Consider the following 26,047-nt stretch of genomic DNA (forward strand, 5'->3'; position numbering starts at 1 on the left):
GCAAATCAAATCATTTCTTTCAAATAAATACTCTTTAACTCTTTCATGGCTCGGTGCACTTTAACTTTAATATTTCCTTCAGAAGTTTGTAAAATACTGGCGATTTCCTGATAAGATAAATCTTGAAAACGGCTCAAAACTAATACTTCTCGGTGCTCGTTACTGAGCTTATTCAGAGCAGCATGCAGGTTATCAATCTCTTGTTTCTTTTCCAATTGAAAATCTGCAGCTGGTTCGGCTAAGTTTCGCTCACTTACAGAGCTCATATCTGCTTGATACACCATTCGTTTATTTTTTCTAAGGGCATCATTCATGACATTTCTGCCTAAATGATACATCCAAGTACGAAATTCCCCACTTTCAGCCGAAAATGTGTGTCTATACTTCAACATTCTATAAAATACGGTTTGTACTAAATCTTCACTGTATGCCGATTCGCCCGTTAGGTGGTAAAAGAATGCGAATAGTGCTCGATGATACCGCTCAAAGAGCAAGCCCATCTTGTCTAAATCGCCCGCTTTTACTTTGAGCATCAGGTTATTATCAGATATAGCGTTCAAGCTTCAGGATTTATATAATTTTGCGTATTTGAATGTGGAAACCGAGCATGAAAAGAAAGGTTACAGAAAAATCAGAAAAAATAATTTTTTTGAGCAAAAACAAAAAGTATTGCTTAGAAAACGGCAAAATAAGCATTTACCTTTGTATATGATTTAATATTAGAATATGAATTTTCAACAATTAGAATATATCATAGCGGTAGATAAGCATCGTCACTTCCAAAAGGCTGCTGATGAATGTTGTGTGACACAGGCTACACTGAGTATGATGATAAAAAAGCTGGAAGAAGAGCTTGAAGTAGTGATTTTCGACCGAAGTAAGCAACCTGTTATTCCAACCGAAGCTGGTAAGGAAATAATCGGACAAGCAAAGATAGTTTTGAAAGAAACTGCTTTTTTGAAGCAGTTAGCAAAAGATACCAAATTTGAAGTAAAAGGTCATTTACGAATTGGTATTATACCTACTTTAGCACCTTACTTATTGCCTTTGTTTTTATATAAGTTGCTCAAAAACAACCCTCAACTTAAGGTAAAAGTCAGTGAGTTGAATACGAATCAAATTGTAGAGCAACTCGAAAAAGATTTGCTTGATGTGGGGATTTTAGCAACACCCATAAATATTGAGGGGCTCAAAGAATATCCTCTTTTCTACGAAAAATTGGTAGTTTTTGTTTCTGACAAAGAAACCACACTCAGGAAAAAATTTATTTTACCCGAAGAAATAGATGTGAATCGACTTTGGCTTTTAGAGGAAGGTCATTGTTTACGTTCGCAGATGATGAATTTGTGTGAATTACGCAAAAAAAATACCGACTTTGGTAATCTCGAATATGAAGCTGGAAGTATAGAATCGTTGTTGAAAATTGTAGAAATGAATAATGGTATTACGGTTGTACCCGAATTGGCTGTTATCAATTTTGATGCTAAGCAAAAGAAACAGTTACGTGAGTTTAAAGCCCCCGTTCCTGTACGAGAAATTAGCTTGGTTACTTACCGACATTTCGTAAAAACGCGTTTATTGGAAGTGCTTGCTGAGGAAATAAAAACAGGTGTTTCTCAAGTACTGCCCCTAAAACCCGATAAGCAAATAGTAGTAGAAATGTAAATTAGCTTGTTTAGAGCTAAATCAAGGATATTTGCTCTACAAACAAAAAGCCTGTGAAATATTACATTCACAGGCTTTTGTTTATTATTGAATATTTTCAATTAGAAATCTTCATCTAAAGAGAATGCCATATCGCTCTTTTGCGACATCACACCAGACTTTTGGTATTCGCCTACGCGTTTTTCAAAGAAGTTAGTTTTTCCTTGAAGTGAAATCATATCCATGAAATCGAACGGATTGGCAGCATTATAAATTTTGTTCAAGCCTAAAGACTCTAAGAGGTGGTCGGCTACGAATTCAATGTACTGACACATCAATTCGGCATTCATACCAATTAATGAAACAGGAAGAGCATCAGTTACAAATTCTTTCTCAATTTCTACCGCATCACGTACCAAAGAATACACTTTATCGGCTGGATATTTATTTTGAATGTATTGTGTATAAAGTAAACAAGCGAAATCACGGTGTAAGCCTTCATCACGAGAAATAAGCTCATTCGAGAAAGTAAGGCCTGGCATTAAACCACGCTTTTTCAACCAGAAAATAGAGCAGAAAGAACCTGAGAAGAATATTCCTTCCACTACGGCAAATGCCAATAAGCGGTCGATGAAGTTTCCTTGCTCAATCCATTTCAATGCCCAATCGGCCTTTTTCTTTACGCATGGAATATGGTCGATAGCATTTAACATTTTATCTCTTTCTACCGCATCTTTGATATAGGTATCAATCAATAAAGAGTAAGTTTCGGAGTGAATGTTTTCCATCATAATTTGGAAACCATAAAAACATTTAGCTTCGGCAAATTGTACGCGAGAGATAAAGTTTACCGCTAAGTTTTCATTTACGATGCCATCAGATGCGGCAAAAAATGCTAGTACATGAGAAATAAAGTGGCGTTCACCATCGCTTAATTTTGCCCAGTCTTGTAAATCTGGTGAGAGGTCAATTTCTTCGGCTGTCCAGAAAGATGCCTCATGTTTTTTATAAAATTCCCAAATATCGTTGTGTTTGATTGGGAATAGAACGAAACGAGTTTTGTCTTCAATCAGAAGAGGTTCAACTTGTAATAGTTCAGCGTCAGTCATTGGAGTTTGTATTTTATTGGAGTTTATTGGTTTGCGGTGAACCGCTAAAGTATTTACATTATTCTTTGGGACTGCTTGACAGTAGAATTGTATGCCAAATATAGTTACATAATCGTTTGTTCACAACGAATGTTTTCGATAATTGTAACTTTTTTCTAATATAGTGCTTATAATCTATTGATAGTCAAGATACTTAAAAATTATCTTTTATTCAAACCATTTTTTATCAAAAAATAGATTAAAATACTAATTTTACGCCCTTTCTCTAAACTATAAAACCTAATAAATAACTAATTATGAAAAAAATACTCTTCGGAGTTCTGACTGCTGCTGCTGTGGCTTCGGGGGCTTTATTCCTCCAACCTTTTGACCATATCCGTAATTTCATATCGTGGGGGAAACATTCTATTTTTGATTTTCGTACACATCCAACACGACATATTGAGAATGGAGGTGCTCCACAAGTTTGGCCTCAAGATTCTCTTTATAATAAAGTTCAGATTCCTGATTCGCTTATCGCACAAATAGATTCAAATAATACGCATGCATTCATAGTCATCCAAAATGGCAAGATTCTTTATGAACGTTACTTCGATGGATTTACCAAAGATAGCATCAGTGGGTCATTTTCTGCCGCAAAAAGTATCATTTCAATGCTAGTGGGTATTGCTGTGAGGGAAGGAAAAATTAAGTCTATTGATGAACTTGCAGGAAATTATGTACCTCATTTTAAAGAAGGTAAACTAGCTAAAGTTAAGATAAAAGACTTACTTACGATGAGTTCTGGCACAAACTACAAAGAAAGTGATAAAAGTTATATGGGCCTCGCGGCGAAAATGTATTATGCCGATGATTTGAATTATGTTGTAGAACAGATGGAAGCCCAAGAGCCAGCAGGTATCAACTGGGAATATAGAAGTGGCGATACGCAAGTATTAGGTTTAATTGTAGAAAAGGCATTTGGTAAAAGTATTTCGGAGCTTACTTCTAACTATTTTATAAACCCAATGGGTGCAGAAAACGACGCTAAATGGCTACTCGATGGAGACCAACAGCATGAGAAAGCCTTTTGTTGCTTCAATGGTGTTGCTCGCGATTACGCTCGTTTTGGCGAATTGATGCGTACATACGGCAAGTGGAAAGATAAACAAATTGTACCAGAAGCTTACATGAGAGCCGCAACTTCGCCTGCTTTATACTTAAAAGACCCAACCGAAGGTGGCAAGCCTGTTGATTATTATGGATACCAGTTTTGGATATTCAACCATAAGGGCTTTTCGATACCAGCTATGAATGGCCTTTTTGGACAATACGTATATACTATTCGAGAAAAAAATGCTATCATTGTACGATTAGGCGAAACCAAACCGACTAAGCATATTCATCATTTTCAGCCTGAGAATTTCACATATATTGATGCTGCACTATCAATTTTAAAATAAAGTTCAATATACTTGTTTCGAATTGATAAAAGTTCAGTCTTATTTTGAAAAACAAAAAAATAAACCTTTTTAATCATGCAATCATCTGGTTTAAAGTTCAGATTTCTGATAGGCATCGTGATGGCAATCGTTGCTTTGATTAGTTATTACAGTAAAAATCAGGTAAATCCTGTTACTGGCGAAAAACAACATATTGACCTAACGCCCGAACAAGAAGTGGCGATGGGTTTACAAAGTGCTCCTCAGATGGCTCAAGAATATGGTGGTCTATACGCTGATAATGAAGTACAACAAGAAGCCAAGGCCGTTGGGTATAAAATTGTCAAGCAAGTAGATGAAGAAGCCAAAGCAAAAGGAGTTAAGATTCCTTATCAATTTGATTTCCATGTATTGGCCGATGACCAAACAGTGAATGCATTTGCTTTACCTGGTGGACAAATCTTCATTACGGTTGGCCTTTTAAAACGCCTAAAATCTGAAGACCAATTGGCTGGTGTACTAGGCCATGAAGTGGGCCACGTGATTCACCGCCATTCTGCTCAGCAAATGGCAAAGTCTGATTTTTACCAAGGATTAGTAGGTGCAGTAGCTACTGCCACTTCTGATGGGACAGGAATGGGTGGTGGACAAATCGCTCAGTATGTGGCACAAATTCAACAAATGAAGTTCGGGCGAAATGATGAATTACAGTCAGATGAGTTTGGCGTAAAGTACATGATTCAAGCTGGCTATGACCCTAATGCGATGATTCAAGTGATGGAAATTTTAGAAGAAGCAAGTGGCGGCCAACAAACTGCTGAATTTATGAGTACACACCCAAGTCCGGAAAATCGTATTATCAAGATAAAAGAACATATTGCTAAATATAGTAAGCAATAAAATGTTCCTAGAATAGATTAATAACCGCAAGTAATTAAATATAAAAAGCTTGCGGTTTTTTAGTAATAAATGAAATCCAAGAAACAAATATTTACGTATCTTGTTTAAACGACAATACGAAAGCTTAAAAGCAAATTGAAAAATACTACTGCCATATTGGTTTTTTTGCAGGATGAATCTAAAGATGCATCTAATAAAAGGCTAACTCCTAAAAATAATATTGGGGCCAATCAATGGGTATTTAGTAAACTTAATAGTTTTGTTAAACAAGTTTCGGCAGCCACACAATTACCAGTTTTTTATTCTAATCAACTCATTTCTAAGTCATCAAAACCTTTTGGAATACAACTTTCTGAAGCAATTCAATTAGTTTTTGAGCAAGGTTTTGCAAAAGTTATATGTATTGGGAATGATTGTTTAGCACTCAATAAAGCCAAGCTTTTAGAAGCAGCCGAAAAATTAAATAATTCAGAAACTGTACTTGGTCCCGACCGACGCGGTGGCGTATATTTATTAGGGGTATCAAAAGAAAGTTTCGAGCCTTCAACCTTCGAAAATCTCGCTTGGCAAAGTGGGAAAATGCTTCAAAGCTATCTAAATCAATATGGTAATCAGCAGATTGAATGGCTTGAAACATTAGCCGATATTCATACTTTTGAAGAATTAAAAGGCTATCAACACGCCAAACATTTGATAGCATTCCTAGTACAAACTATTCAACAAAAGTATTCTTCTTTTCAAGAATTAAGCGTGTTTATTTTCAAACTTTGCACTAATTCTTATCATTTATTAAGGGCTCCTCCTTCGATTTAAAAACAAACATGCTTAAATTTTTATAAATCGGTCAATTCAGATCGATGCCTAATTATGCATTTTTTAAATCAAAACAAATTCCCAATGAAAGCATATTACAACTCTGATGACTTAGCAAAATTTGGAAAAATAGGTGAGTTTGGCGGACAAGATTTGGCCAAAAAGTTTTTTGATTATTACGGAGAAACATTTAAAGAAGGAGCTTTGACCGAACGTGAAAAATCGTTAATAGCACTGGCAGTTGCCCATACTATGCAGTGTCCTTATTGTATAGATGCCTATACGGCTGACACTTTGGCTAAAGGTTGCACCGAAGACGAAATGATGGAGGCAGTACATGTTTCGGCAGCAATGGCGGCTGGTGTGAAACTCGTACATAGTGTGCAGATGATCAATAAGGCTAAAGAACTAATGATGTAAATATATTTTGATAAAAAATGTGCAAGGGTTGGAGAAACATTGACACCAAACAGATAGTCCGATAATCTGCGGAGTACCGCTCTAATAAAATTATATGAATCCTGTAAAAAGTTTAAAAGCTCAAAAGAGCCAATTAGGAGAATCTGCCTTTCAGTTAAAGGTTTTAAACGACCGCGAGCTTTTAGGTCGTGAAATGCCTTTATTTAAAGAAAAACTTTCAGAAATAAACTTGTTTCCACTAAAACCTACTAAGCTTGAGATTTTTCAGATTAACGTAGGTAAGATGTGTAATCAGGTATGCAAACATTGCCACGTAGATGCAGGTCCTGACCGTAAAGAAATTATGACTCGTGAAACCATGCAGTATTGCGTGGATATTCTAAAGAAATATAAATTCACTACTGTTGACTTAACGGGTGGAGCACCCGAAATGAATAATAATTTTAGGTGGTTTGTAGAAGAAATTCGCAAAGCTGATGCGAACATAAAAATAATTGTTCGATGTAATTTGACGATTATATTGGCAAATCCTAAATACCACGATTTACCTGAATTCTTCAAAGAAAATAGAGTAGAGGTGGTTTCTTCATTGCCAGCTACGAATGCTAACCGTACAGATTCACAGCGTGGTGATGGCGTTTTTGAAGATTCTATCAAGGCCCTTCAAATGCTCAACGCCGTTGGGTATGGAATGGAAGATACAGGTCTAATTCTCAACTTAGTTTATAACCCAGCAGGAGCATTTTTGCCGTCGAGCCAAACTGGTTTGGAGAAAGAGTTTAAGCGTGTGCTGAAAACAAAATTCAATATTGAGTTCAACTCACTTTTTGCCATCACCAATATTCCAATTAGTCGTTATCTCGATTATTTGCTTGTAAGTGGCAATTACAGTACTTACATGGAAAAGCTCATTGCTGCTTATAACCCTGTAGCAGCTACCAATGTCATGTGCCGTAATACGCTTTCGATTGGTTGGGATGGTTATCTATATGATTGCGATTTTAATCAAATGCTTGATTTGAAAGTAGCAGCTGGAGCAAAGCATATCAGCGAGTTTGATTACGATGAGCTAAGTAATCGGTCGGTAATTGTAAACCAGCATTGTTATGGCTGCACAGCGGGTGCTGGTAGCTCGTGTGGAGGTGAAGTTGCCTAAGAAGTATTCGGTTCTCAAAATAATCATGAACACTATTCTTTGAGCTTTCAAACTTGAAGAAAAAGGTATGTTTTTGCCTAAGTGTATTAATCTTGAATAAATTATCATGACTAATAAAATTACTAAAAATATAATATTGGTGTTGTCTGGCCTGATACTTTCGTTATCAGCTATGGCTCAGCAAAATAGAAAAATTACTGGAAAAATTATCGATTCTGAAAATCGAATGGCGATTGTTGGAGCCAGTATAAGTGCCATCAATGGAAAGAATGTTGTAGGAACAGTAACTAACGAAAATGGTGAATTTACGCTAAATATTGACTCAAAAACTCAACAAATAAAAGTTTCATCTGTTGGTTATAAAACCCAAGAAGTAGCATTAGGAGGGCAATCTGAATTGACGATTCGTTTAGAGTCAGGAGAAGTTTTGGGTGAGGTAGTTGTAACTGCTCTTGGTTTAGAACGACAATCGAGAAACCTTGGTTATGCAGTACAACAAATAGATGCCAAAGAAGTAAGTAAAGTCAAATCAACTAATTTTTTAGATAATTTGGCTGGAAAAATTGCAGGTGTAAATATAACAGCGGGTTCAACGGGGGTTGGTTCAACTACACGTATAAGTATAAGGGGAGAGTCATCATTTACAAATACTAATCCACTTTTTGTAGTAGATGGTATTCCGATTAACAATAATACAATTGTTAATAATGTGAACGATGATGCCAATGGTTTCATGGAAGTTGATTTCGGAAATGGAGCGATGGAGGTAAACCCTGATGACATTGAGTCGGTTACAGTGCTAAAAGGGCCATCGGCGGCGGCACTTTATGGTACCCGTGCATCGAATGGGGTAATTATTATCAAGACTAAAACAGGAGCAAAATCTAGGGGGATAGGTATTTCATTCAATTCTTCGAATTACGCTGAAACACCTTTTCAACTACCAGTTTTTCAGAATACTTTTGGTTTAGGTAATAGTGGACAATATGCTTACAAAGATGGACTTGGTGGGGGTATCAATGATAATATCACCTACAGTTATGGCCCCAAATTAGATGCTGGTCTGTCATTACCACAGTATGATAGCCCCGTTACATTAGTCAATGGTCAAGTAGTTAGGGCGGGCGATGTAGCGATTCATGGTGGTTTACCAATTACGCCTACACCCTTTGTTGCTTACCCCAATAATCTAAAGGATTTCTATCAGACGGGTCATACTACCATCAATAACTTAGCCTTTACTGCTGGCAATGAAAAAGGTAATTTTCGTCTTTCAATGACAGATTTAAATAGTAAATCATATATTCCAGGAGTAGATTTGAAGCGTCGAACGGTCTCAACAGCTTTTAATTTTTCGCCTATTTCTAAGCTTAAAATTACTTCAAATATAAATTATGTAAACGCCGGAAGTTCGAACCGACCAGCTACCAAATACGGCTCAGAGAATATTAATTATGCAATGGTGGCGTGGTTCGGACGCTCAAATAATATCGAACCGCTTAAAAACTATTGGCAACCGGGTTTAGAAAATGTTCAACAGTTCTCCTATAATTACACCTATTTCGATAACCCATATTTTACGCTCTACGAAAACCGTAATGCTTTTAATCGAGACCGTGTTTTTGGAAACCTCTCGGCTCGCTACGAATTTACACCAGAGCTTTCTTTGCAAGTACGTACAGGAATGGATTACCAAAATGAAGACCGTACTTTCCGCCGTGCTTTTAGCTCGAATCGATTTAAAACTGGGGCTTATGCTGAGCAAAACGTATTTTATCGAGAAATAAACTCCGACTTCATGCTCAACTACACAAAAAAACTTGGGGTATTGAGTGTGGATATTTCTGCGGGAGGCAATCGCATGGATCAACGAGCGGTCAATGAACAAGTACAGGCTCTTTCTCTGGCACAGCCCGGCGTATATGCTTTATCAAATGCAGCTTCTCCTTTGGAATACTATCAGGCAGTTGGTAATAAACGCATCAATAGCTTGTATGGTTTAGCAAAATTTAGCTTTAAGGATTTTCTGTTTGTAGATATTACTGGTAGAAACGATTGGTCGAGTGCTTTAGCAACTGCTACTTCATCGGCCAATACTTCTTTCTTTTATCCATCCGTTTCTGCTGGTTTAGTTGTTTCTAACTTTGTAAAATTACCAATGGCTATTTCTTTCTTAAAACTTCGTGCAAGCTATGCACAAGTAGGAAATGATACTAGTCCTTTCCAAACTATCGGAACTTTCGTGGCTCGTACGCCTGTGGGGGGCTTACCTACTTTCAGCGACCAAAGTCAAATCTCGAATGCAAATCTGAAGCCTGAAAGTATTAGTTCGACCGAATTAGGTGCAGATATTAGATTCTTGAATGATAAAATCAAACTCGATGTTACTTACTTCAATGCTCTTAATAAAAATCAGATAATTTCTTTGCCTATTGCTTTATCATCTGGGTATGTTCAACAAAGTGTCAATGGTGGAGCGGTGCGAAGTAAGGGGCTAGAGGTAGTGCTTGATTTATTACCGATTCGTACGCAAGAATTTTCTTGGCGAAGTACTTTCAATTTTTCTACTTATAAAAATATTGTTGAAAAACTCCCAATTCCTGGACAAACCATTACTCTGGCTTATAACCGAATTTATGATAGCGTAAATCAAACGGTATGGTATCAAGTACAAGTGGGCGGCCGAATGGGTGATATGTACGGAACTGGCTATTTGAAAAACGAAAAAGGAGAATTTATTATCGGCAAAGATGGACGCTATATTGTAAACAATAACCTCATTAAATTGGGTAACTATAATCCTGATTTTATGTTGGGTTTCAATAATTCTTTGAGCTACAAAAACTTCCAATTAGGTTTTCTATTTGATTGGCGACAAGGTGGAAAATTGGTCTCTCGCACCTTAGCGTTAGCCGCAGTCGCAGGACAATTAATAGAAACCGAAAATCGCCCTACTGCTGGTATTATAGCCAAAGGCGTAGTGAATGTTGGAACTATCGAAAATCCTAATTATCAGCCAAATACGGTTGCTCTAAATGCAGAAACGTATTATCGAATGTATTATGACCGTAACCACGAAGAAAATAATACTTACAATGCTTCCTACTTGAAACTACGTGAGGTATTGATAGGCTATGAACTACCCAAATCTTGGTTAAAAAATAAGATTGAAAGTCTAAATGTATCGCTTATAGGAAGAAACTTGTATGCATTCAGTCATATACCACATTTCGATCCTGAGCAGTTTGGTTTTCAAGGGCAAAAGTTGATGTCAGGAGTGGAAGATATGAGTTATCCAACCACTCGTAGTTTTGGAATTAAGTTAGGTATAACCTTCTAAAAGTTTTCCCTAAAAAATACAGAAATGAAGAAATTTGATAAATATATTATTGCAATATTATTGGTAAGTGGTGTAAGCTGTACGAATAATTTCGAGAAGTTAAATATTAATCCAACTGCCCCTGTTGATGTTCAACCCGAACTTTTACTTAGAAAAGAATTGTTCGATTATGCCGACCAAATGTCGTATGAAGGTTTTGTGGCGGGTAATTTATTGGGGCAATTATTCACCGCCATTGATTTTAATTTATTCGACCGCCATAGTCTAACAGAACCACAATATGGAGGAAATCCTTGGCCTTTTCTCTATGAAAATCTGCGTGATAACGAGATTCTCCTGGCCAAATCAAAAGGAAATGCTGCTTATGCTGTTTATGAAGGACCTGCTTTGATTTACAAGGCTTATTTAGCAAGCGTGCTAACTGACCTCTACGGCGATGTGCCCTATTCAGAGGCCTTGAAGGGTAAGGAAGGCAATGTAACTCCTAGGTTTGATACCCAAAGAGATATTTATTTGGGAAAAGGAGGAATAATTGAAAACTTAGATGCGGCTATTGCAGCCATCACGAATTATAAAGGAGCTCCAAAACTACAAGGTGATATTATCTTCAATGGTGACCTTAGTAAGTGGAAAAGTTTTGCTAATTCATTGAAGTTCAAGGCTTTGATGCGTATTTCAGCAAAAGAGAATGTAGCCGAGCAATTAAAACAAATCTATGCCAGCGGAGACTACATAAAAGATGCTACACAAAATGCAGTATATGCATTTACGGCTTCACAACCGAATAATTTTCGTATGTCAACAGCACGTATTGGCGATTTTAATTTATTCATTATGTCGGAAACGATGGATGAAATATTAACTAAATTGGATGACCCCCGCAAGCAAGTTTTATTCCGCCCTACTGCCAACAATGCAAATGTCTACAAAGGATTATTGAATGGCCCTGATGCCTCAAAACTATCTATATCGGTTGGAAATTATTCGTTTTCAGGCCGAATTTTTAGAGAAGATGCGGGTAAATTAAAAGCCAATTTTTTAACAAGTTTTGAAATGAATTTCTTGCTTGCCGAAGCAGCAGAGAAAGGCTTAATTACTGCCGATGCCAAAGTTTTGTATGAAACTGGCGTGAGTCAGGCATTCGATTATTGGTATTCAACCATGCCTGCAAATTATCTGAAAACGGGTCCTGCTGCATATAAAATCGGTGGGGCAAATCCAATCGAACAGATTATTACCCAGAAATGGATAGCCAATATAATAAATGGTTATGAAGGCTGGACAGAGTTCCGTCGAACAGGATTCCCGAAATTTAAAACAATTGCTGCCAGTTTAAACCAAAATCTTATTCCCGTGCGAATGCCTTATCCAACCACCGAAGATGCTCTAAATAATGTGAACTTCAAGTCCGCAGCTGAAAAAACCAATAAAAATAGCATCAATTCATCAGTTTGGTGGGATAATTAAGCATAAAAATTCAAAAATCCTGAAGGGATGATAAGATTATAGCAAGCGTAATAATTACAGATATTTTGAATCTCGAAGAGATGAAATAATTTTGTAATGTCGTTTCGGCGGTCTATAATTGTTTCAGTCCTTCGAGGTTCTGTTTTTCAAAATACACCGTTAAAAATAAACAATATGAGTACACTTACGTGGCAATGGATAATCTTAATAGCGGTCAATATTGTACTGTTTTGGGTTTCACCATGGTCAACAAAAGTCAATGATTTTTTTAGAGGTAGCCATAATGATGAGCCACCTAGTGCTTTTCTATTGACCAGTAGTTTAGTGATTTGTTGGTTATTTGCCAAATCAATAACTAATGCTGCCGATTTAGGTTTCCAATTTGGCATTGTGGGTGGTGTGGCTTATGCAGGCTATTACTTATCGTTTTTGGTGGCTGGGCTAATTATTTATCGTATGCGTACGAAGGGTAATTATCAGAGTATTCATCAATTCTTACAAACTAAGTATGGGCAAGGGGCAGTTGTTTTATTTACGATTCTGATAGGATTTCGATTGTTGAATGAAATTTGGTCGAACACTATGATTGTTGGGAGTTATTTCGGTGAAAAGGGAAGTATACCTTATTTTGCTTCTCTTACAGTTTTTACGCTTCTTACACTTGCCTACACACTTAAAGGAGGGATGCGAACCTCTATTATCACCGACCTTATTCAAATGTCTTTTTTTGTACTATTGATGGTCATGATTTTGGGAATCATCATTCCAGAAACTGATGGAGGAGTAAAAACATTCATACAGAGTGGCAATTGGTCAATGGCTCAAGGGGTTAATCTACTTTTGGTAGCTTTGATTCAAGTCTTAAGTTATCCATTTCATGACCCCATACTCACTGACCGAGGTTTTATTTCGAGCCCTAAAACAACACTTAAATCATATCTATGGGCTACCATAATCGGAGCCTTATGCATCATATTATTTAGCTTTGTGGGTATTTTTGCCAAAATAAGAGCTTTAGATGCTCCTGCAACTATCGGGGTAGCGAAATTTTTAGGTACGAGTTTATTATTGGTTATGAATACCATTATGCTTACTTCTGCCGCAGCTACCATTGATTCTACTTTTACCTCAACTGCTAAATTAGTACATATTGATTTACTGAAAGAAAAAGGTATCAGCGTTTCAAAGGCTCGGCTTACGATGACAGCCATTGCTGTTCTGGGCACAATACCTATATTCTTTAACCCCGAAATATTATCAGCAACCACGATTAGTGGCACAATGGTCATGGGACTTGCACCAATATTTATCTTTTGGAACATAGACGCCCCTCAAATTTCCTATTTTGCCTCAGTTATTTCGGGAGTTATTTTTGGTTTTTGGATGATTTTTTATCCAGTTCCATCATTTATGTTGATTTCTGAAGGAAAATATGCCGATTTGTTAAGCATCAATTTCTTCGGTACAATCGTATGTTTTATTGTTTTTTTATTACCAGTTTTATTTAGAAAGAAAATTGAGTCAGTTAACTAAAAATATTGGAGAAATAAGCGGAAAAATTTTGGTTTTTGGAGGTATTTACTCCAATTACCAATCACTGGAAGAACTTCGTCGAATTGCTGATGAGGCTCAAATTCCACCACAAAATATTATTTGCACTGGTGATATTGTGGGCTATTGTGCTTCTCCGAGCGAATGTATTGATTTTGTGGAAGATTGGGGTATTTGGGCTATTCAGGGAAATGTAGAGCAAAACTTAATCAATGAGACGGAGGATTGTGGCTGTAATTTTGAGGAAGGCAGTAGATGTGATATCTTTTCGAAACAATGGTTCCCGTTCGCGGTCATGCAAATGACTGAACGTAACCTTAATTTTCTTGCTCAACTTCCAGAAAGACTCACTTTTGAATATGCCAAACAAAAAATTGAAGTAATTCATGGCTCTTATGAGCATATTTCGGAGTTTATCTTTCGCTCTACCGATTGGGCCGTAAAAGCTTACAATTTCTCAAAAACTAATGCCAATGTAGTTTTAGCAGGGCATTGTGGCTTACCATTCGGGCAAGAAAAAGCTGGTAAATATTGGCTCAACGCAGGGGTGATTGGAATGCCGGCCAATGATGGTACGCCCCGCGTATGGTATTTGATTTTGGATGATGCTGATGGACAGTTTTCATATAAATTTCACAATTATGAATATGAATCTTTTGAGGCAAATCAATTGATGCTTGAAAATGGCTTACCCTATTCATATTCTGAAACACTCTTGACTGGTATTTGGGATAATAATGAAATCTTACCTGATGAGGAAACCGCTCTTCAAGGAATACCGATTGAATTTTAAAAGAAATGACCGAGTATAGAAAATTGTAAGGGCAAATTTCAATTTGCCCTATTTTTGTGCCTTTTGAAGAGAATCGTACCTTTGCAGAAGAAATAGAATTTTTATGAACGTGCTTGACTTATTTTTTATCCTTCCACTACTTTATGGTGCTTATAGAGGTTACCAAAAAGGACTTTTTATTGAAATTATTGGGGTAGCAGCATTTGTGGTAGCTATTGTTATTGGGTTTAAGTTTTTGGGCTTTGGCATGAATATGATAGCCCCAGTTATTGGCGAAAGTTTAGCTAACCGATTTTTGCCTTATTTGAGTTTTACTTTAATATTTTTTCCATCTATTTTCTTCATTAATAAAATGGGTTGGATGCTTCGTAGGGCCTTACGATTTACGATTTTAGGAACCATAGATGGCTTTGCTGGAGCTTTGGTAGGGGTTTTTACATGGATTTTTGGTATTAGCACACTGCTGTGGTTAATGAGTAGTATTGATGTAAATTTACCCAAGAAACTAAGAGAGGAATCGCTTACTTATCCAGTGGTTAAGAAGGTAGCCCCAACGGTTATCTCAAAGGTCTCCGATTGGATTCCTACTGGCGGAAATATGATTAAGGAATGGACAAAACGAGGAGAAGACAAGGAGAAAAGCAAAGAAACTGAAGAAAAATAGGGGAGCATCTGCTCCCCGTAGTTCTTTATTTAAAAATAATGCTGGTTATTTAAGCAAATCCCATTTCCATAGACCTAAATTAGATAGGCAATAGCGAAATGAAACCCATAAAACGCCTAAACCGTATTTTGAACTTCTAACAAAATTGATAGAAGAAGCTTCATCGAAATATTTAGTTGGACAAGTAACCTCAGCAATTTCAAAGCCTTTGGCAAAAATTTGGGCAATCATTTCATTATCGAAAATAAAATCATCATCACATTTTTTGAATGGAACGGCCTCAAGTACCTCACGTGAGAATGCACGATAACCCGTATGATACTCTGAAAGCTTTTGATTCATCAAAATATTTTGCGTAAGTGTAAGAAAACGGTTAGCAATGTATTTATAAATTGGCATTCCGCCCTTCAAAGCACCTTTACCCAAAATTCTTGAACCAAAAACTACTGGATATAGGTCTTCACCAATAATACTCACCATAGCTCTGATTAGTTTTGGAGTATATTGATAATCTGGATGTACCATCACGACAATATCTGCTCCAATTTCAAGGGCTTTATTGTAGCAAGTTTTTTGGTTGCCGCCATATCCTTTATTATTGTCATGACGAATAACGTGTTGAATACCAATGTTTTTGGCTACTTCTGAGGTGTTGTCAGGGCTATAATCATCAACTAAAATTACTTCGTCAACAATATCAAAGGGAATTTCTTTGTAAGTACGTTCAAGAGTCAAAGATGCACGATAGGCTGGCATTACGATGACTACTTTTTTACCATTATACATGAATTATTCGAGTTTTCGGTGCAATTTTGCAAATCAATTTAACTGAAATTGTGTTACAAAGTACAGCATGTTTCATCTGAATTGCAAATTCGAGAAATTTTATTAGTTATTAGAAATAGTTTTATTTACTCTCTAAGAGAACTAATATGTTAGTAGTCAACTGATAACAAGTGAATAAAGAACTAATCACAGTGTTATTAAAATAAAGTACAAAGATTTTAAGCAGTATATATTTTAAATTTTCCTTTTATGAATTTTTCAAACGAAACAATATTTTTCACCTGTTTTTCGATTTTTGTGGGTTTAGTGATGGCCTTCGATTTAGGAGCATTTAGCAAGTCGAATAGCCATAAAGTTAGTTTTAAAGAAGCAGGGCTTTGGAGTGCGGTTTGGGTAGCTTTAGCGGTTGGCTTTTTCTTTTTCTTACGCCAATATGGATATTTGATTCACGATATTAGTGATGCTTCACACCTCGAGTCTGTTAGGTTAAAGTATTATGATAAACTGAAATTACCTACTGATTTTAATGCCGCTTTACAAGCTTTTGAAAATAGCATGGCTATTGATTACCTGACGGGTTATTTAACTGAATATTCGCTTTCTGTTGATAATATTTTTGTGTTTATTCTTATCTTTAGTTCGTTTGGTGTACATGAGAAATTCTACAAAAAAGTATTGGTTTGGGGAATTTTAGGCTCAATAGTTTTGCGTTTTATTTTTATCTTTATCGGTGCGGCCTTGATTCAAGAATTTGAGTGGATTCTCTTCATTTTTGGTGGATTTTTGGTTTATACGGGACTAAAAATATTTTTTAGTAAAGAAGAGGAAGAAGAGAAAATTGAGCCTGCAAAGCACCCAGTTGTAAAAGCAGCATCAAAAATATTTAATGTTTACAAACGTAATGTAACAGATAATTTCTTTATTTATCACAAGCACTACAAAAAATGGTATATCACGCCACTTTTCTTGGTCATGCTCGTGATTGCAGGCACTGATGTTGTTTTTGCAGTAGATTCTATTCCAGCGATTTTCTCGATTACAAAAGACCCATACATCGTATTTTTCTCTAATGTTTTTGCTATTATGGGACTTCGCTCGATGTTCTTTTTCTTATCGAGTATTATGGGCTTATTCCGTTATTTGCCTTTAGGATTGGGCGTATTGCTTACATTTATCGGTGCAAAAATGCTTTTACACCACCAAATGGAAGGCCTTGGGTTTACAAATACCCATTCATTGCTCGTCATTGTAGGTATATTAGCTACGAGTATCTTGGCTTCTATGATTATTCCTGAAAACAAAGAAGCTTAAGGTCATATATTATAATGAAGTCTTCGCTTTAAGCGAAGACTTCATTATTAAAACCTTTTATTTCTCCACAAAATTCCTACTCCAAAGTCGCTCAAACTTCCAACCTTTTGCTTGTAAATTAATCGGTAGATAAGCATGCGATTCTTTCGGAGAAATGCCTTCAAAATACAAATCGTCGTCGGTCAAAATCAAGGATTCATAAGTGCCATTTTCTTTTTTTACGGTCAAATCTGCAAAAGGTAATTCGCTGATATACTGATTATTACGTTTTTTTAATTGTTCTTTTAAAAACCAATCCAAGCGAAATTTATTCGGTAAAATAGATTGATGGAGAAATTCTCCATTAGAAATAGCAAGAGCGTATGATAAATACTTTTTTAAGAGTTTGGGCCCTTCGTTTTGGGCATTTTCTACATTAAGCTGGGCAGGTAAAATACTACTAATTACATAGATGTTTTCTCGGGCACGCGTAACTGCCACATTTAGTCTATTTTCACCCCCAATTTGATTTAAACTCCCGAAATTCATCAATAATCTGCCAGAAGTATCAGGAGCGTAACCTACTGAGAAAATAACAATATCAAACTCATCTCCTTGAATATTTTCGATATTTTTCACCAAAACCTGATGCATATCGACTTGATTTTTCCAAGCTATGGTATCAATCAAATCTGCTTGGCGGTGGTTAAAAGTCACCACGCCAATGCTCTTAGTTACTGTTGTTTGTTGAAAATTCTTGATTAACTCTACTACCTTGATGGCTTCTTGCTCATTCGTGTTTTTCTCCCAAATGCCATTAACTTTTACGAATTGAATGGCTGGTTCTTTCTTGTTTATTTCCTGATAATGAGGTAATAAGTTTAGTGTGTTCTTATAGAAATGTTGATTTGAAAAGCCAATTAAATCGAGCGATTTACTACGATAATGCCCCATCAATAATACTTGTGGAAGGTATTGTGACGCTAAATCGAGCAGAGAATCAATTTCAAGAATGGGCTCATCACTCAGGTCTTCTTCGTAGCGAATTTGATACAAATCATTGGGTTGTAGCTGTTTTGAATCGCCCGCAATCACCACTTGCTTGCCTCTAAAAATGGCAGGAATACCATATTCGGCAAAGCATTGAGAGGCTTCATCAAAAATCACCAAGTCGAATAAACCTTCTTTCAATTCAAACATTGCCGAAACTGATTCGGGAGAAGCCATCCAGCACGGAATTAGCTTGAATAACTCGTCAGAATAGTTTTCTAAAAGCTTTCTAACAGACCAAAGTTTTCGCTTTTTTGTGGTTTGATGCAATAATTCTCGGTAACTAACTACATTTTGCAAACGATTAATTATAAGGTCTTTATAGGTTTGTTCGCGTAGTTTTAATAGAACAATTTCTTGACTTAAAGCTTGTTTTTGTATGACCGCTTCTTGAAGTTCCACCTCCATTTGTTCCATTTTTAGCGAACTAACACTTCTCAAAATCGGGTAAAGCTTTTCAATATGTTCCATCCAAGCTAATCGTAATGAATTCTGAAAAACTTCGTTGGCAGTTTCGGCAAAAGGTTTGAGTTGTTCGATAATCTCTAATTCGGTATGACCAAAACTATTTTTTAAGCTATCAGCTTCTTGCAGGTAATCAAAAAGCTGGAAATTGTTTAAATCAGGTCTAAAGCCAGCTTGGAGTTGACTCAATTGTATATCGTTCAAAAATACCCGCCATTGGGGCAGTTTTTGCTTGGTTTCAATGATTAACCCAATGAGTTTTTGATAAAATTCTAAAGAAAAAGTATCTGTTTGTAAATACTCGTGAGTTGTATAAAGGGCATAAGCTTTATCAGCTAGAATATAATCTTCTAAATGTTCGTTGATACTTGCAAAATCATCTTTGGGGTCAATATCAATCGTTTTTTTTGCTAATTTCTCTCGTATATTTTCAAAGGCAATTCGATTATTAATTTTCTGGATGAGTACTTCCAAATCATGACTTTGAAGCGAAAGCCTATTTTGGTAAAGTAAAGCTTCAACTTCTCTTTTGTCTTTAGAAAACATCTTCCAAGAAAACCAGCTCAGCCCTGATTTACTGGCAGCGAAAGCTTGCTCAACTTGTATTTTTTTAGCAAAGAGCAGTTCGTAAGGCAGAAATGTTTCTATCCAATGATTTTTTGCGAGTTCGCTTAGCTCGTAGTTTATTTTATTGAGGTCAAATTGTCGATTACTTAATGGTTTCTTTTCTTTTTTTATTACTTCGAATATATGGATAACCTCCTGACTAATAAATAATTCCGAGAATTGTTTTACGATATTTTCATCGAATTGATTTAGTTCTAATACCGAATAAGAGCTAAAATTTTTCGCTTGAAAATCAACTACTTCATCAATAGCATTTTTTATTTTAGGAATATCGGTGAAGGTAAAGTTGGCGAACGAAACTCGGCTTGCCCAAAAATCATAATCTTTGCTCGATTGGAGCTTGTTTTCATATTGAAAACAGCGTTTGAGCCTACTTTCAAAATCGGCTAATTCGTTGAAATGAAATACCTTATACTTTTGTGCAAGGTCGATATAAGGGTTTGTTGTTTTACTGGTTAGATAAAGTTCTTTGACCGAAATCCCACAGATTGATTCATCAAAAAGGGCATTTTTGAAGTTTTGTAGTTCTTCCGAAAGTTTATCAATTCTTCGACTGGTATGGGCAAAATTCCGCTCCAAAAAAATAGCATCGAGGCTTTTATTCTTTTTTTGATAGTTGTCAACTTGCTCAATTTGATTCGTTATTTTTTCGAACAAAGCTTTGCGGTCATTCTTAAAATCATGAATTAGGGCCACAAAATCAGTCAAATCTGCTTTTTGTAAGCGTTGAAAAACCGTATCAAGGGCAACTCGTTTCTGGCAGACAACCAAAACTTTTTTTCCTCTTGAAGTAAAATCTGCAATCAGGTTGGCAATCAACTGCGATTTGCCAGTTCCGGGAGGGCCTTGGACAACTAAAGATTGTCCTGCTTTTACCCGACTAATCGCCGCTTCTTGCGAGGCATCCACCGAAAAAGGCAAGAATTTAAACTCTTCTGCTAATGATAAAGAAGGGTTAGTTGCATTTTTTTCATCAGTAGAAATAAAGAATGTTTCTTCGTTGGGAATAGGGGTTGTCAATAATTGTTCATAATCAGGAACTAAATAGGAGCCAGCTTGTGGGAAAATACCCAAAACTGCCTGTGGAAAAAGCTTGAGTTCGCCGTTGAGTTCGAGTTGTTCTAAATCAGCTTTGGTAGTTTTTTGAAAATCTGTGAGTTGTTCGGAGAAATTATCTTGATTAAAATTAATCTCAATAGGGCTTTCCTTTAATAATTCATAGAGTTGCGTTCTGAAAACAAGGCTTTCTTTGCTGAAATCATCGAATGAGGTTTCGAGAAATTCATCATTAATTTTTACTTGATTAAAATGTGAATAAGCCAACAAAAAACTCCGATTGAAACTAATATTTTCATCACGCTTTTCGAGTATCCATTTTTTGCCATTGTTGCTAAGGCTCACTGGAAAAAATAAAAGTGGGCACCTCACAACGGTTCCATCTGTGAGTTTCCCTTTGATAAATGGATAACCTACGTACAAATCTTCAGATCCTCTTTCTTGCTCGATAAATGCTTCTGTACGGGCAATTTTCCTTAAAATCTTACTTGTTTCGTTTACTTTTTCCATTCTGCTATCCATCAAATCGCATAGCGGAATCTGCGTTTTTTGAGCAATCAGTTGATTGATGAATTCAAATGAAGGTTTATTATCTAAAAAATCGAGTTGGTGTAAATCAATAAATTGCTCTTGTGGTAAACTAAGCAATAAAAGCGACCTATTGCGAGAGGTAAGATTGGTAAGCCGACGAAGGTATGTTTTAAGGAGTTTTTGCATGTAACAAAGTTAAGAAAAACCCGCAAGGTGTTTTTATTCCTTTTAGGTTTTGTGGTTTGACCCATTTATCCATCATAAACGCATTTTAACATTTTTTATTTGTGATTCATCATTCTAACCATTTTCTTCGTTATAGAATGCAGGTTGAGTTGTATTTATCTTCTTGCCTATTATTTACACAATTAATCAAAAGAAAAAGTTATGTTAAACTATTACCGAACCCTCCAATTGAAGCAACTATCAGTAATGATGCTTCTTGGACTTCTATTTGTCAATGGCGATGCTTTCGCTCAAAAAAAAGAAAAAAACAAAGGGAAAGTAAGTGCTACCGAAGAAAAAGCCCCAATTCCTGACCCAGTAAAGGTTACATCGGTTGAAGGTATCACGGAATATGTCTTGGGCAATGGCCTTAGAGTATTGCTTTTTCCTGACCCTTCGAAACAAACAGCTACCGTAAATATCACTTATATGGTGGGCTCTCGCCACGAAGGCTACGGCGAAACGGGTATGGCACACTTGCTGGAGCACATGGTATTTAAAGGTTCTACCAAGCACCCAAATATTCCGCAGGAATTGACCGACCACGGTGCAAGACCCAACGGCACTACTTGGCTCGACCGAACAAATTATTTCGAGACATTTGCTGCAACTGAAGAAAACTTACGTTGGGCCTTAGACCTAGAGTCTGACCGTATGGTGAATTCATTTATTAAGAAAGAAGACCTTGAAAAAGAGTTTTCGGTTGTAAGAAATGAGTTTGAAATGGGCGAAAATGACCCAGAAAGTGTATTGAGCGAACGTGTTATTTCAACGGCTTATTTATGGCATAACTACGGAAACTCAACAATTGGTTCACGTGAAGATATTGAGCGAGTGCCAATTGATAATTTGCAGGCATTCTACAAAAAATATTATCAGCCAGATAACGCAATTTTATTAGTTGCTGGAAAAATCGACGAGGCTAAAACCTTGAAGATGATTAACGAGTATTTTGGGTCAATTCCACGCCCAACGCGTAAGTTGCAACCTACTTATACGGTTGAACCAGTTCAAGATGGCGAACGCTCTGTTACGCTTCGTCGTGTAGGCGATATCCAAGCTATTGGAGTAGCGTATCATATTTGTTCAAATAGTCATCCAGATTATCCTGCTTTAGATGTTTTACAGGGAATTTTAGCCAGTGAGCCTTCTGGAAAGCTCTATAAGGCATTGGTTGAAACCAAATTAGCTTCAAGCCTTTATGCTTATTCTTTTACAAACCGTGACCCTACTTTTTTTTATATTGGTTTAAGTTTATTGAAAGAGAAAAATTTAGAGGAAACCAAGAAAACCTTAGTTTCAATGCTTGATGGCATTGGCACTATGGAGTTTACAAAAGAAGAAGTAGAACGTGCGAAAAACGAAGCATTGAAAGGCTTAGAACTTACGCTTCGTAATAGCGAGCGTGTAGGTTTACAATTGAGCGAGTATATGGGTGCGGGCGATTGGCGTTTGATTTATATTTACCGCGATGCATTAGAGAAAATTACGGTTGATGATGTGAAACGGGTAGCAAAATATTATTTCAAACCATCGAATCGTACGATTGGGGTATTTCTTCCAGAAGAAGCTCCTGACCGAGTAAAAGTGCCAGAATCACCAGATGTAGATGCTTTAGTGAAAAACTATAAAGGCCGTGCAGTTGTGGCACAAGGCGAAGCTTTTGACCCATCGCCCGCTAATATCGAAAATCGTACCAAACGTGGGCAAGAATCTAATGGTTTGGAGTATGCTTTATTGCCAAAATCTACTCGTGGAAATACCGTAAGAGCAAATATTACGCTACGTATTGGTGATGAGCAAAGTTTACAAAACAAAGCAACAATTTCGCAATATACTGCTTCGATGCTCAATAAAGGGACTAAAAATCTTACTCGCCAACAAATAAAAGATACGCTAGATAAGCTAAAGTCGCAAGTAAATGTTTTTGGTGGTGGAAATAATGTGAATGTAAGTATTGAATCTTCAAAAGATAACTTACCAAAAGCATTAGCCATCGTAACGGAAATTCTACGAAACCCATCTTTTGATGAGAAAGAATTTGAAACTATGAAAACCGAGCGTTTGGCACAAGTAGAAGCACAAAAAAGTGACCCGCAAGCTTTAGCATTTACGGCATTCCAACGCACGATGAATCCTTATCCGAAATCAGACGTGCGTTATGTACCAACGATTGAAGAAGATATCGAAAATAATAAAAATGTTAAACTTGAAGACCTTAAGAAATTCTACAATGATTTCTATGGTGCTTCGGCGGCAACCATTTCTGTGGTTGGAGACTTCGATGAAACAGCTATTCGTAAGGTAATTAGTAATAACTTTGGTACTTGGAAATCACCAATGCCATTTAAGCGTATTCAGGCGGTTTACCAAGATATTTCGCCATCAAATAATGCAATCAAAACACCTGATAAAGCAAATGCTCTTTTCTTAGCAGGACAAAACCTCCCACTACAAGAAACTGACGCCGATTATCCCGCTTTGGTAATGGCAAATTATATGTTAGGTGGAGGATTTTTGAGCTCACGTTTGGCGGTTAGAATTCGTCAGAAAGAAGGCATTAGCTACGGAGTTGGCTCAAACCTCAACGGAAGCCCATTCGATAAGTCGGGCAGTTTCATGACTTATGCGATTTACGCCCCAGAAAATGCAGAAAAACTTGAAAAAGCTTTCTTCGAGGAAATCGAAAAAGTGGTTACCGAAGGTTTCACCGCCGATGAATTGAAAGCTGCCAAATCAGGTTGGTTGCAAAGCCGTAGTGTATCTCGTTCACAAGATAACGAATTATCAAGCCGTTTGAATAATTACCTTTACTACGACCGAACACTAGCCTTTGATGCAGATTTCGAGAAAAAGGTAGATTCACTAACGCCAGAGCAAGTAAATAGTGCGATTAAGAAATACATTAACCCTAAGAAAATATCAATCGTAAAAGCTGGCGATTTTGATAAAAAAGTGGGTAATCCTGCCGCTCCTTCAGTAGGAGGTGTAGGTGGAAGTAGCAAGAATTAAAAAGCTATCAATAAGTATATCCAAAACCTCTCTGATGTTTGTTCATTAGAGAGGTTTTGTTTTCATTATCAATAATGCCTATTACTTTTGTACTTTATCTTCTATGATTATGGATACTAAATTTATTCGCCATTTGGCAATTTCGGTGTGTGTTACTGCTTTAGTTGTGTATATCATTTATCATAGCTATGATGAAGGAGCCTATTTAATGATGTCGGCTTTGGCAGTTTCAAGTTTCATTATTGGATATTTAGAACCTCGACGCGGTTGGATATTGGCTTTGACTCAAATAATAATTTTAGTGAGTGTATATTTGCTGCGTATTTTTACACCTGCAAGTCCCGATATGGCTATGTTTGGTACTTTTGCGGGTTGTGGGATTTCGTTGGTTTTTAGTTTTGTTGCAGGCCGAATAGCTCGACTTTGGGGTCGATAAGTTTATTTTTTTGCATTTAGTTTTCTAAGTTCATCACGAATTTCAATCAGTAAATCATCTGCTTGTGGTTTTGCTTCGGTGTTTTGCCCGAGGGCTTTAAGAAAAAAGTAGAGAATTGTACCTACAACTACAAAATCGAAAGTAGATTGAAGAGCTTCTCCCCAGCCAATTTTTACGGTTAATATTTCTGCGTATCTATCTTTCAGATTTACTCCACCGACTAAAACGCCTACGAATGGCATAAAGATTTTATCTATCATTGCCGAGATTATCTTCTGAAAAGCAGTACCAATCACCACTCCCGTTGCGAGGTCGATAATGTTGCCACGCATCAAAAAAACCTTGATTTTCTCCACCATGTATATATTTATAAGTTCTTTGGTTTTTAATTCACTAGGGCAAAGTTCGTAAATATTGCTTCAAAACGCACGCTTTGACCTAGGTTTTTGGGTATCGTTCATCTTTGAAATAAACGTGCATATTCCATATTCTGTGAAAATGGAAAGAAGTACTTGTTAAATACGTGGAATTTTTTCTACAAATAACTCACAAAAATTTTTGGAATAATGTTTTATCAATCAATGAAAATTTTAACAAGATTCAGATTTCCATTCATTTAAGTAAAAACAAAATAGTATTATGAAAATTTTAAGAAAACTCTCATTAGCAATAGCAGTAGCTGTTTCAGGATTAAATACTTTACAGGCACAAACAACTTCAATCGGGCCATTATTGGGCGTAAATGTATCTACCTTTACGGGTGAACCTAATACCAAACCTTTAGCGGGCATTGCAGTAGGTGGTTTTATTAATCATAGCATTGATGAGCATTTTGGTGTAAATGCTAAATTGATTTATTCACAAATGGGAAGTTCTTACACTTATAATGATGATATTAACCGTCTTCACTATGTTCAATTTCCTGTAACGGGTGTTTATTATTTTGGAAAAAATGGACAAAACTTCAGACCCAAAGTTTATGCGGGTTTGTATGCAGGAAGTTTATTGAGTGCTAATCATAAAAGTGGTGATGTTGTTGTAGAAACCAATGGAAACCCTTATTATAAAAAGGCTGATTTTGGCGGAATTTTAGGTTTAGGTTTTAATTATTTACTAAGTCCACGTACGTGGTTGAATGTAGATGCAGGCTATAATGGTGGTTTTTTAGATGTAACCACTTCAGAAGCAACTGATTTTAAAAATAAAGGTTTTGCATTGAATGTTGGGATTAGCTTCCCGATAAAATAAGTTAAACTAAATACCTCGAAATCATTTTTTGCGGTGTAAAAAG

Annotated in this window: 20 protein-coding genes; 15 read left to right on the forward strand and 5 right to left on the reverse strand. The window is 36.5% G+C overall.

Annotated features, from left to right (window positions below; genetic code table 11):
• Positions 1 to 5: 5 nt before the first annotated feature.
• The gene (locus EMTOL_RS11055; protein ID WP_015029371.1) at positions 6 to 533 is read right to left on the reverse strand and encodes an RNA polymerase sigma factor; all 528 of its coding nucleotides are present in this window, start codon (positions 531 to 533) and stop codon (positions 6 to 8) included.
• A 193-nt stretch (positions 534 to 726) separates the two neighbouring features.
• Here EMTOL_RS11055 and EMTOL_RS11060 point away from each other — a divergent pair, with 193 nt between their 5' ends.
• Positions 727 to 1,665 (forward strand): LysR substrate-binding domain-containing protein, encoded by a 939-nt coding sequence (locus EMTOL_RS11060; RefSeq protein ID WP_015029372.1) that lies wholly within the window; start codon positions 727 to 729, stop codon positions 1,663 to 1,665.
• Positions 1,666 to 1,766: 101 nt separating this feature from the next.
• On the opposite strand, the gene EMTOL_RS11065 is transcribed toward EMTOL_RS11060, so the two are convergent.
• Positions 1,767 to 2,753, reverse strand: coding sequence for a ribonucleotide-diphosphate reductase subunit beta (locus tag EMTOL_RS11065; RefSeq protein ID WP_015029373.1), 987 nt, complete (start codon positions 2,751 to 2,753; stop codon positions 1,767 to 1,769).
• 296 nt (positions 2,754 to 3,049) lie between these two features.
• Between EMTOL_RS11065 and EMTOL_RS11070 the strand changes: the two genes are divergently transcribed.
• The 10 genes from EMTOL_RS11070 to EMTOL_RS11115 all read left to right on the forward strand — a co-directional run bounded on the left by EMTOL_RS11070 (position 3,050) and on the right by EMTOL_RS11115 (position 15,278).
• A complete protein-coding gene (locus tag EMTOL_RS11070) occupies positions 3,050 to 4,195 on the forward strand; it encodes a serine hydrolase domain-containing protein (RefSeq protein WP_015029374.1) in 1,146 nt (381 codons plus the stop codon).
• Between the two features lie 75 nt (positions 4,196 to 4,270).
• Positions 4,271 to 5,074: a M48 family metalloprotease gene (locus tag EMTOL_RS11075; protein WP_015029375.1), complete on the forward strand. Its 804-nt coding sequence runs from the start codon at positions 4,271 to 4,273 to the stop codon at positions 5,072 to 5,074.
• Positions 5,075 to 5,209: 135 nt separating this feature from the next.
• Positions 5,210 to 5,887, forward strand: a complete 678-nt coding sequence (locus EMTOL_RS21795; RefSeq protein WP_015029376.1) for a DUF2064 domain-containing protein — start codon at positions 5,210 to 5,212, stop codon at positions 5,885 to 5,887.
• A gap of 84 nt (positions 5,888 to 5,971) precedes the next feature.
• Positions 5,972 to 6,307 carry an arsenosugar biosynthesis-associated peroxidase-like protein gene (locus EMTOL_RS11085; protein WP_041694079.1) on the forward strand — a complete coding sequence of 112 codons (336 nt, stop codon included), beginning with the start codon at positions 5,972 to 5,974 and terminating at the stop codon, positions 6,305 to 6,307.
• A 94-nt stretch (positions 6,308 to 6,401) separates the two neighbouring features.
• The gene (gene arsS, locus EMTOL_RS11090; protein ID WP_015029378.1) at positions 6,402 to 7,463 is read left to right on the forward strand and encodes an arsenosugar biosynthesis radical SAM (seleno)protein ArsS; all 1,062 of its coding nucleotides are present in this window, start codon (positions 6,402 to 6,404) and stop codon (positions 7,461 to 7,463) included.
• 106 nt (positions 7,464 to 7,569) lie between these two features.
• A complete protein-coding gene (locus EMTOL_RS11095; protein WP_015029379.1) occupies positions 7,570 to 10,803 on the forward strand; it encodes a SusC/RagA family TonB-linked outer membrane protein in 3,234 nt (1,077 codons plus the stop codon).
• 24 nt (positions 10,804 to 10,827) lie between these two features.
• A complete protein-coding gene (locus EMTOL_RS11100; RefSeq protein WP_015029380.1) occupies positions 10,828 to 12,270 on the forward strand; it encodes a SusD/RagB family nutrient-binding outer membrane lipoprotein in 1,443 nt (480 codons plus the stop codon).
• Between the two features lie 174 nt (positions 12,271 to 12,444).
• Positions 12,445 to 13,803 (forward strand): SLC5/6 family protein, encoded by a 1,359-nt coding sequence (locus EMTOL_RS11105; RefSeq protein WP_015029381.1) that lies wholly within the window; start codon positions 12,445 to 12,447, stop codon positions 13,801 to 13,803.
• Positions 13,787 to 14,614, forward strand: coding sequence for a metallophosphoesterase family protein (locus EMTOL_RS11110; protein ID WP_015029382.1), 828 nt, complete (start codon positions 13,787 to 13,789; stop codon positions 14,612 to 14,614). The genes EMTOL_RS11105 and EMTOL_RS11110 overlap by 17 nt, the downstream gene beginning before the upstream one ends.
• Positions 14,615 to 14,717: 103 nt before the next feature.
• Positions 14,718 to 15,278 (forward strand): CvpA family protein, encoded by a 561-nt coding sequence (locus EMTOL_RS11115; RefSeq protein WP_015029383.1) that lies wholly within the window; start codon positions 14,718 to 14,720, stop codon positions 15,276 to 15,278.
• Between the two features lie 45 nt (positions 15,279 to 15,323).
• Here the strand turns inward: EMTOL_RS11115 and EMTOL_RS11120 are convergent, their stop codons facing one another.
• Positions 15,324 to 16,064, reverse strand: a complete 741-nt coding sequence (locus EMTOL_RS11120; RefSeq protein WP_015029384.1) for a glycosyltransferase family 2 protein — start codon at positions 16,062 to 16,064, stop codon at positions 15,324 to 15,326.
• A gap of 249 nt (positions 16,065 to 16,313) precedes the next feature.
• Here EMTOL_RS11120 and EMTOL_RS11125 point away from each other — a divergent pair, with 249 nt between their 5' ends.
• A complete protein-coding gene (locus tag EMTOL_RS11125; RefSeq protein ID WP_015029385.1) occupies positions 16,314 to 17,375 on the forward strand; it encodes a TerC/Alx family metal homeostasis membrane protein in 1,062 nt (353 codons plus the stop codon).
• Between the two features lie 57 nt (positions 17,376 to 17,432).
• On the opposite strand, the gene EMTOL_RS11130 is transcribed toward EMTOL_RS11125, so the two are convergent.
• Complete coding sequence (locus tag EMTOL_RS11130; protein ID WP_015029386.1) at positions 17,433 to 21,269, reverse strand: AAA domain-containing protein; 3,837 nt, start codon at positions 21,267 to 21,269, stop codon at positions 17,433 to 17,435.
• 201 nt (positions 21,270 to 21,470) lie between these two features.
• Between EMTOL_RS11130 and EMTOL_RS11135 the strand changes: the two genes are divergently transcribed.
• Positions 21,471 to 24,320, forward strand: a complete 2,850-nt coding sequence (locus EMTOL_RS11135; protein WP_015029387.1) for a M16 family metallopeptidase — start codon at positions 21,471 to 21,473, stop codon at positions 24,318 to 24,320.
• Between the two features lie 109 nt (positions 24,321 to 24,429).
• On the forward strand, positions 24,430 to 24,756 hold the full coding sequence (locus tag EMTOL_RS11140) for a hypothetical protein (RefSeq protein WP_041693530.1): 327 nt from the start codon (positions 24,430 to 24,432) through the stop codon (positions 24,754 to 24,756).
• 2 nt (positions 24,757 to 24,758) lie between these two features.
• Here EMTOL_RS11140 and mscL read toward each other — a convergent pair whose 3' ends face one another.
• The gene (mscL, locus tag EMTOL_RS11145) at positions 24,759 to 25,115 is read right to left on the reverse strand and encodes a large conductance mechanosensitive channel protein MscL (protein WP_015029389.1); all 357 of its coding nucleotides are present in this window, start codon (positions 25,113 to 25,115) and stop codon (positions 24,759 to 24,761) included.
• A 280-nt stretch (positions 25,116 to 25,395) separates the two neighbouring features.
• Between mscL and EMTOL_RS11150 the strand changes: the two genes are divergently transcribed.
• Positions 25,396 to 26,004, forward strand: coding sequence for a porin family protein (locus EMTOL_RS11150; protein WP_015029390.1), 609 nt, complete (start codon positions 25,396 to 25,398; stop codon positions 26,002 to 26,004).
• The last annotated feature ends 43 nt before the right edge of the window (positions 26,005 to 26,047 follow it).

The organism is Emticicia oligotrophica DSM 17448 (genome assembly GCF_000263195.1).
In the GTDB taxonomy this organism is placed as follows: domain Bacteria; phylum Bacteroidota; class Bacteroidia; order Cytophagales; family Spirosomataceae; genus Emticicia; species Emticicia oligotrophica.

Bases quoted from the DNA above. Each gene is read 5' to 3' on its own strand.
- EMTOL_RS11140 (WP_041693530.1), top strand. From the start codon at position 24,430: ATGGATACTAAATTTATTCGCCATTTGGCAATTTCGGTGTGTGTTACT.
- arsS (WP_015029378.1), top strand. From the start codon at position 6,402: ATGAATCCTGTAAAAAGTTTAAAAGCTCAAAAGAGCCAATTAGGAGAA.
- EMTOL_RS11065 (WP_015029373.1), bottom strand. From the start codon at position 2,753: ATGACTGACGCTGAACTATTACAAGTTGAACCTCTTCTGATTGAAGAC.
- EMTOL_RS11100 (WP_015029380.1), top strand. From the start codon at position 10,828: ATGAAGAAATTTGATAAATATATTATTGCAATATTATTGGTAAGTGGT.
- EMTOL_RS11135 (WP_015029387.1), top strand. From the start codon at position 21,471: ATGTTAAACTATTACCGAACCCTCCAATTGAAGCAACTATCAGTAATG.
- mscL (WP_015029389.1), bottom strand. From the start codon at position 25,115: ATGGTGGAGAAAATCAAGGTTTTTTTGATGCGTGGCAACATTATCGAC.
- EMTOL_RS11120 (WP_015029384.1), bottom strand. From the start codon at position 16,064: ATGTATAATGGTAAAAAAGTAGTCATCGTAATGCCAGCCTATCGTGCA.
- EMTOL_RS11105 (WP_015029381.1), top strand. From the start codon at position 12,445: ATGAGTACACTTACGTGGCAATGGATAATCTTAATAGCGGTCAATATT.
- EMTOL_RS11060 (WP_015029372.1), top strand. From the start codon at position 727: ATGAATTTTCAACAATTAGAATATATCATAGCGGTAGATAAGCATCGT.
- EMTOL_RS11115 (WP_015029383.1), top strand. From the start codon at position 14,718: ATGAACGTGCTTGACTTATTTTTTATCCTTCCACTACTTTATGGTGCT.
- EMTOL_RS11150 (WP_015029390.1), top strand. From the start codon at position 25,396: ATGAAAATTTTAAGAAAACTCTCATTAGCAATAGCAGTAGCTGTTTCA.
- EMTOL_RS11125 (WP_015029385.1), top strand. From the start codon at position 16,314: ATGAATTTTTCAAACGAAACAATATTTTTCACCTGTTTTTCGATTTTT.
- EMTOL_RS11095 (WP_015029379.1), top strand. From the start codon at position 7,570: ATGACTAATAAAATTACTAAAAATATAATATTGGTGTTGTCTGGCCTG.
- EMTOL_RS11070 (WP_015029374.1), top strand. From the start codon at position 3,050: ATGAAAAAAATACTCTTCGGAGTTCTGACTGCTGCTGCTGTGGCTTCG.
- EMTOL_RS11130 (WP_015029386.1), bottom strand. From the start codon at position 21,269: ATGCAAAAACTCCTTAAAACATACCTTCGTCGGCTTACCAATCTTACC.
- EMTOL_RS11085 (WP_041694079.1), top strand. From the start codon at position 5,972: ATGAAAGCATATTACAACTCTGATGACTTAGCAAAATTTGGAAAAATA.
- EMTOL_RS11075 (WP_015029375.1), top strand. From the start codon at position 4,271: ATGCAATCATCTGGTTTAAAGTTCAGATTTCTGATAGGCATCGTGATG.
- EMTOL_RS11055 (WP_015029371.1), bottom strand. From the start codon at position 533: ATGCTCAAAGTAAAAGCGGGCGATTTAGACAAGATGGGCTTGCTCTTT.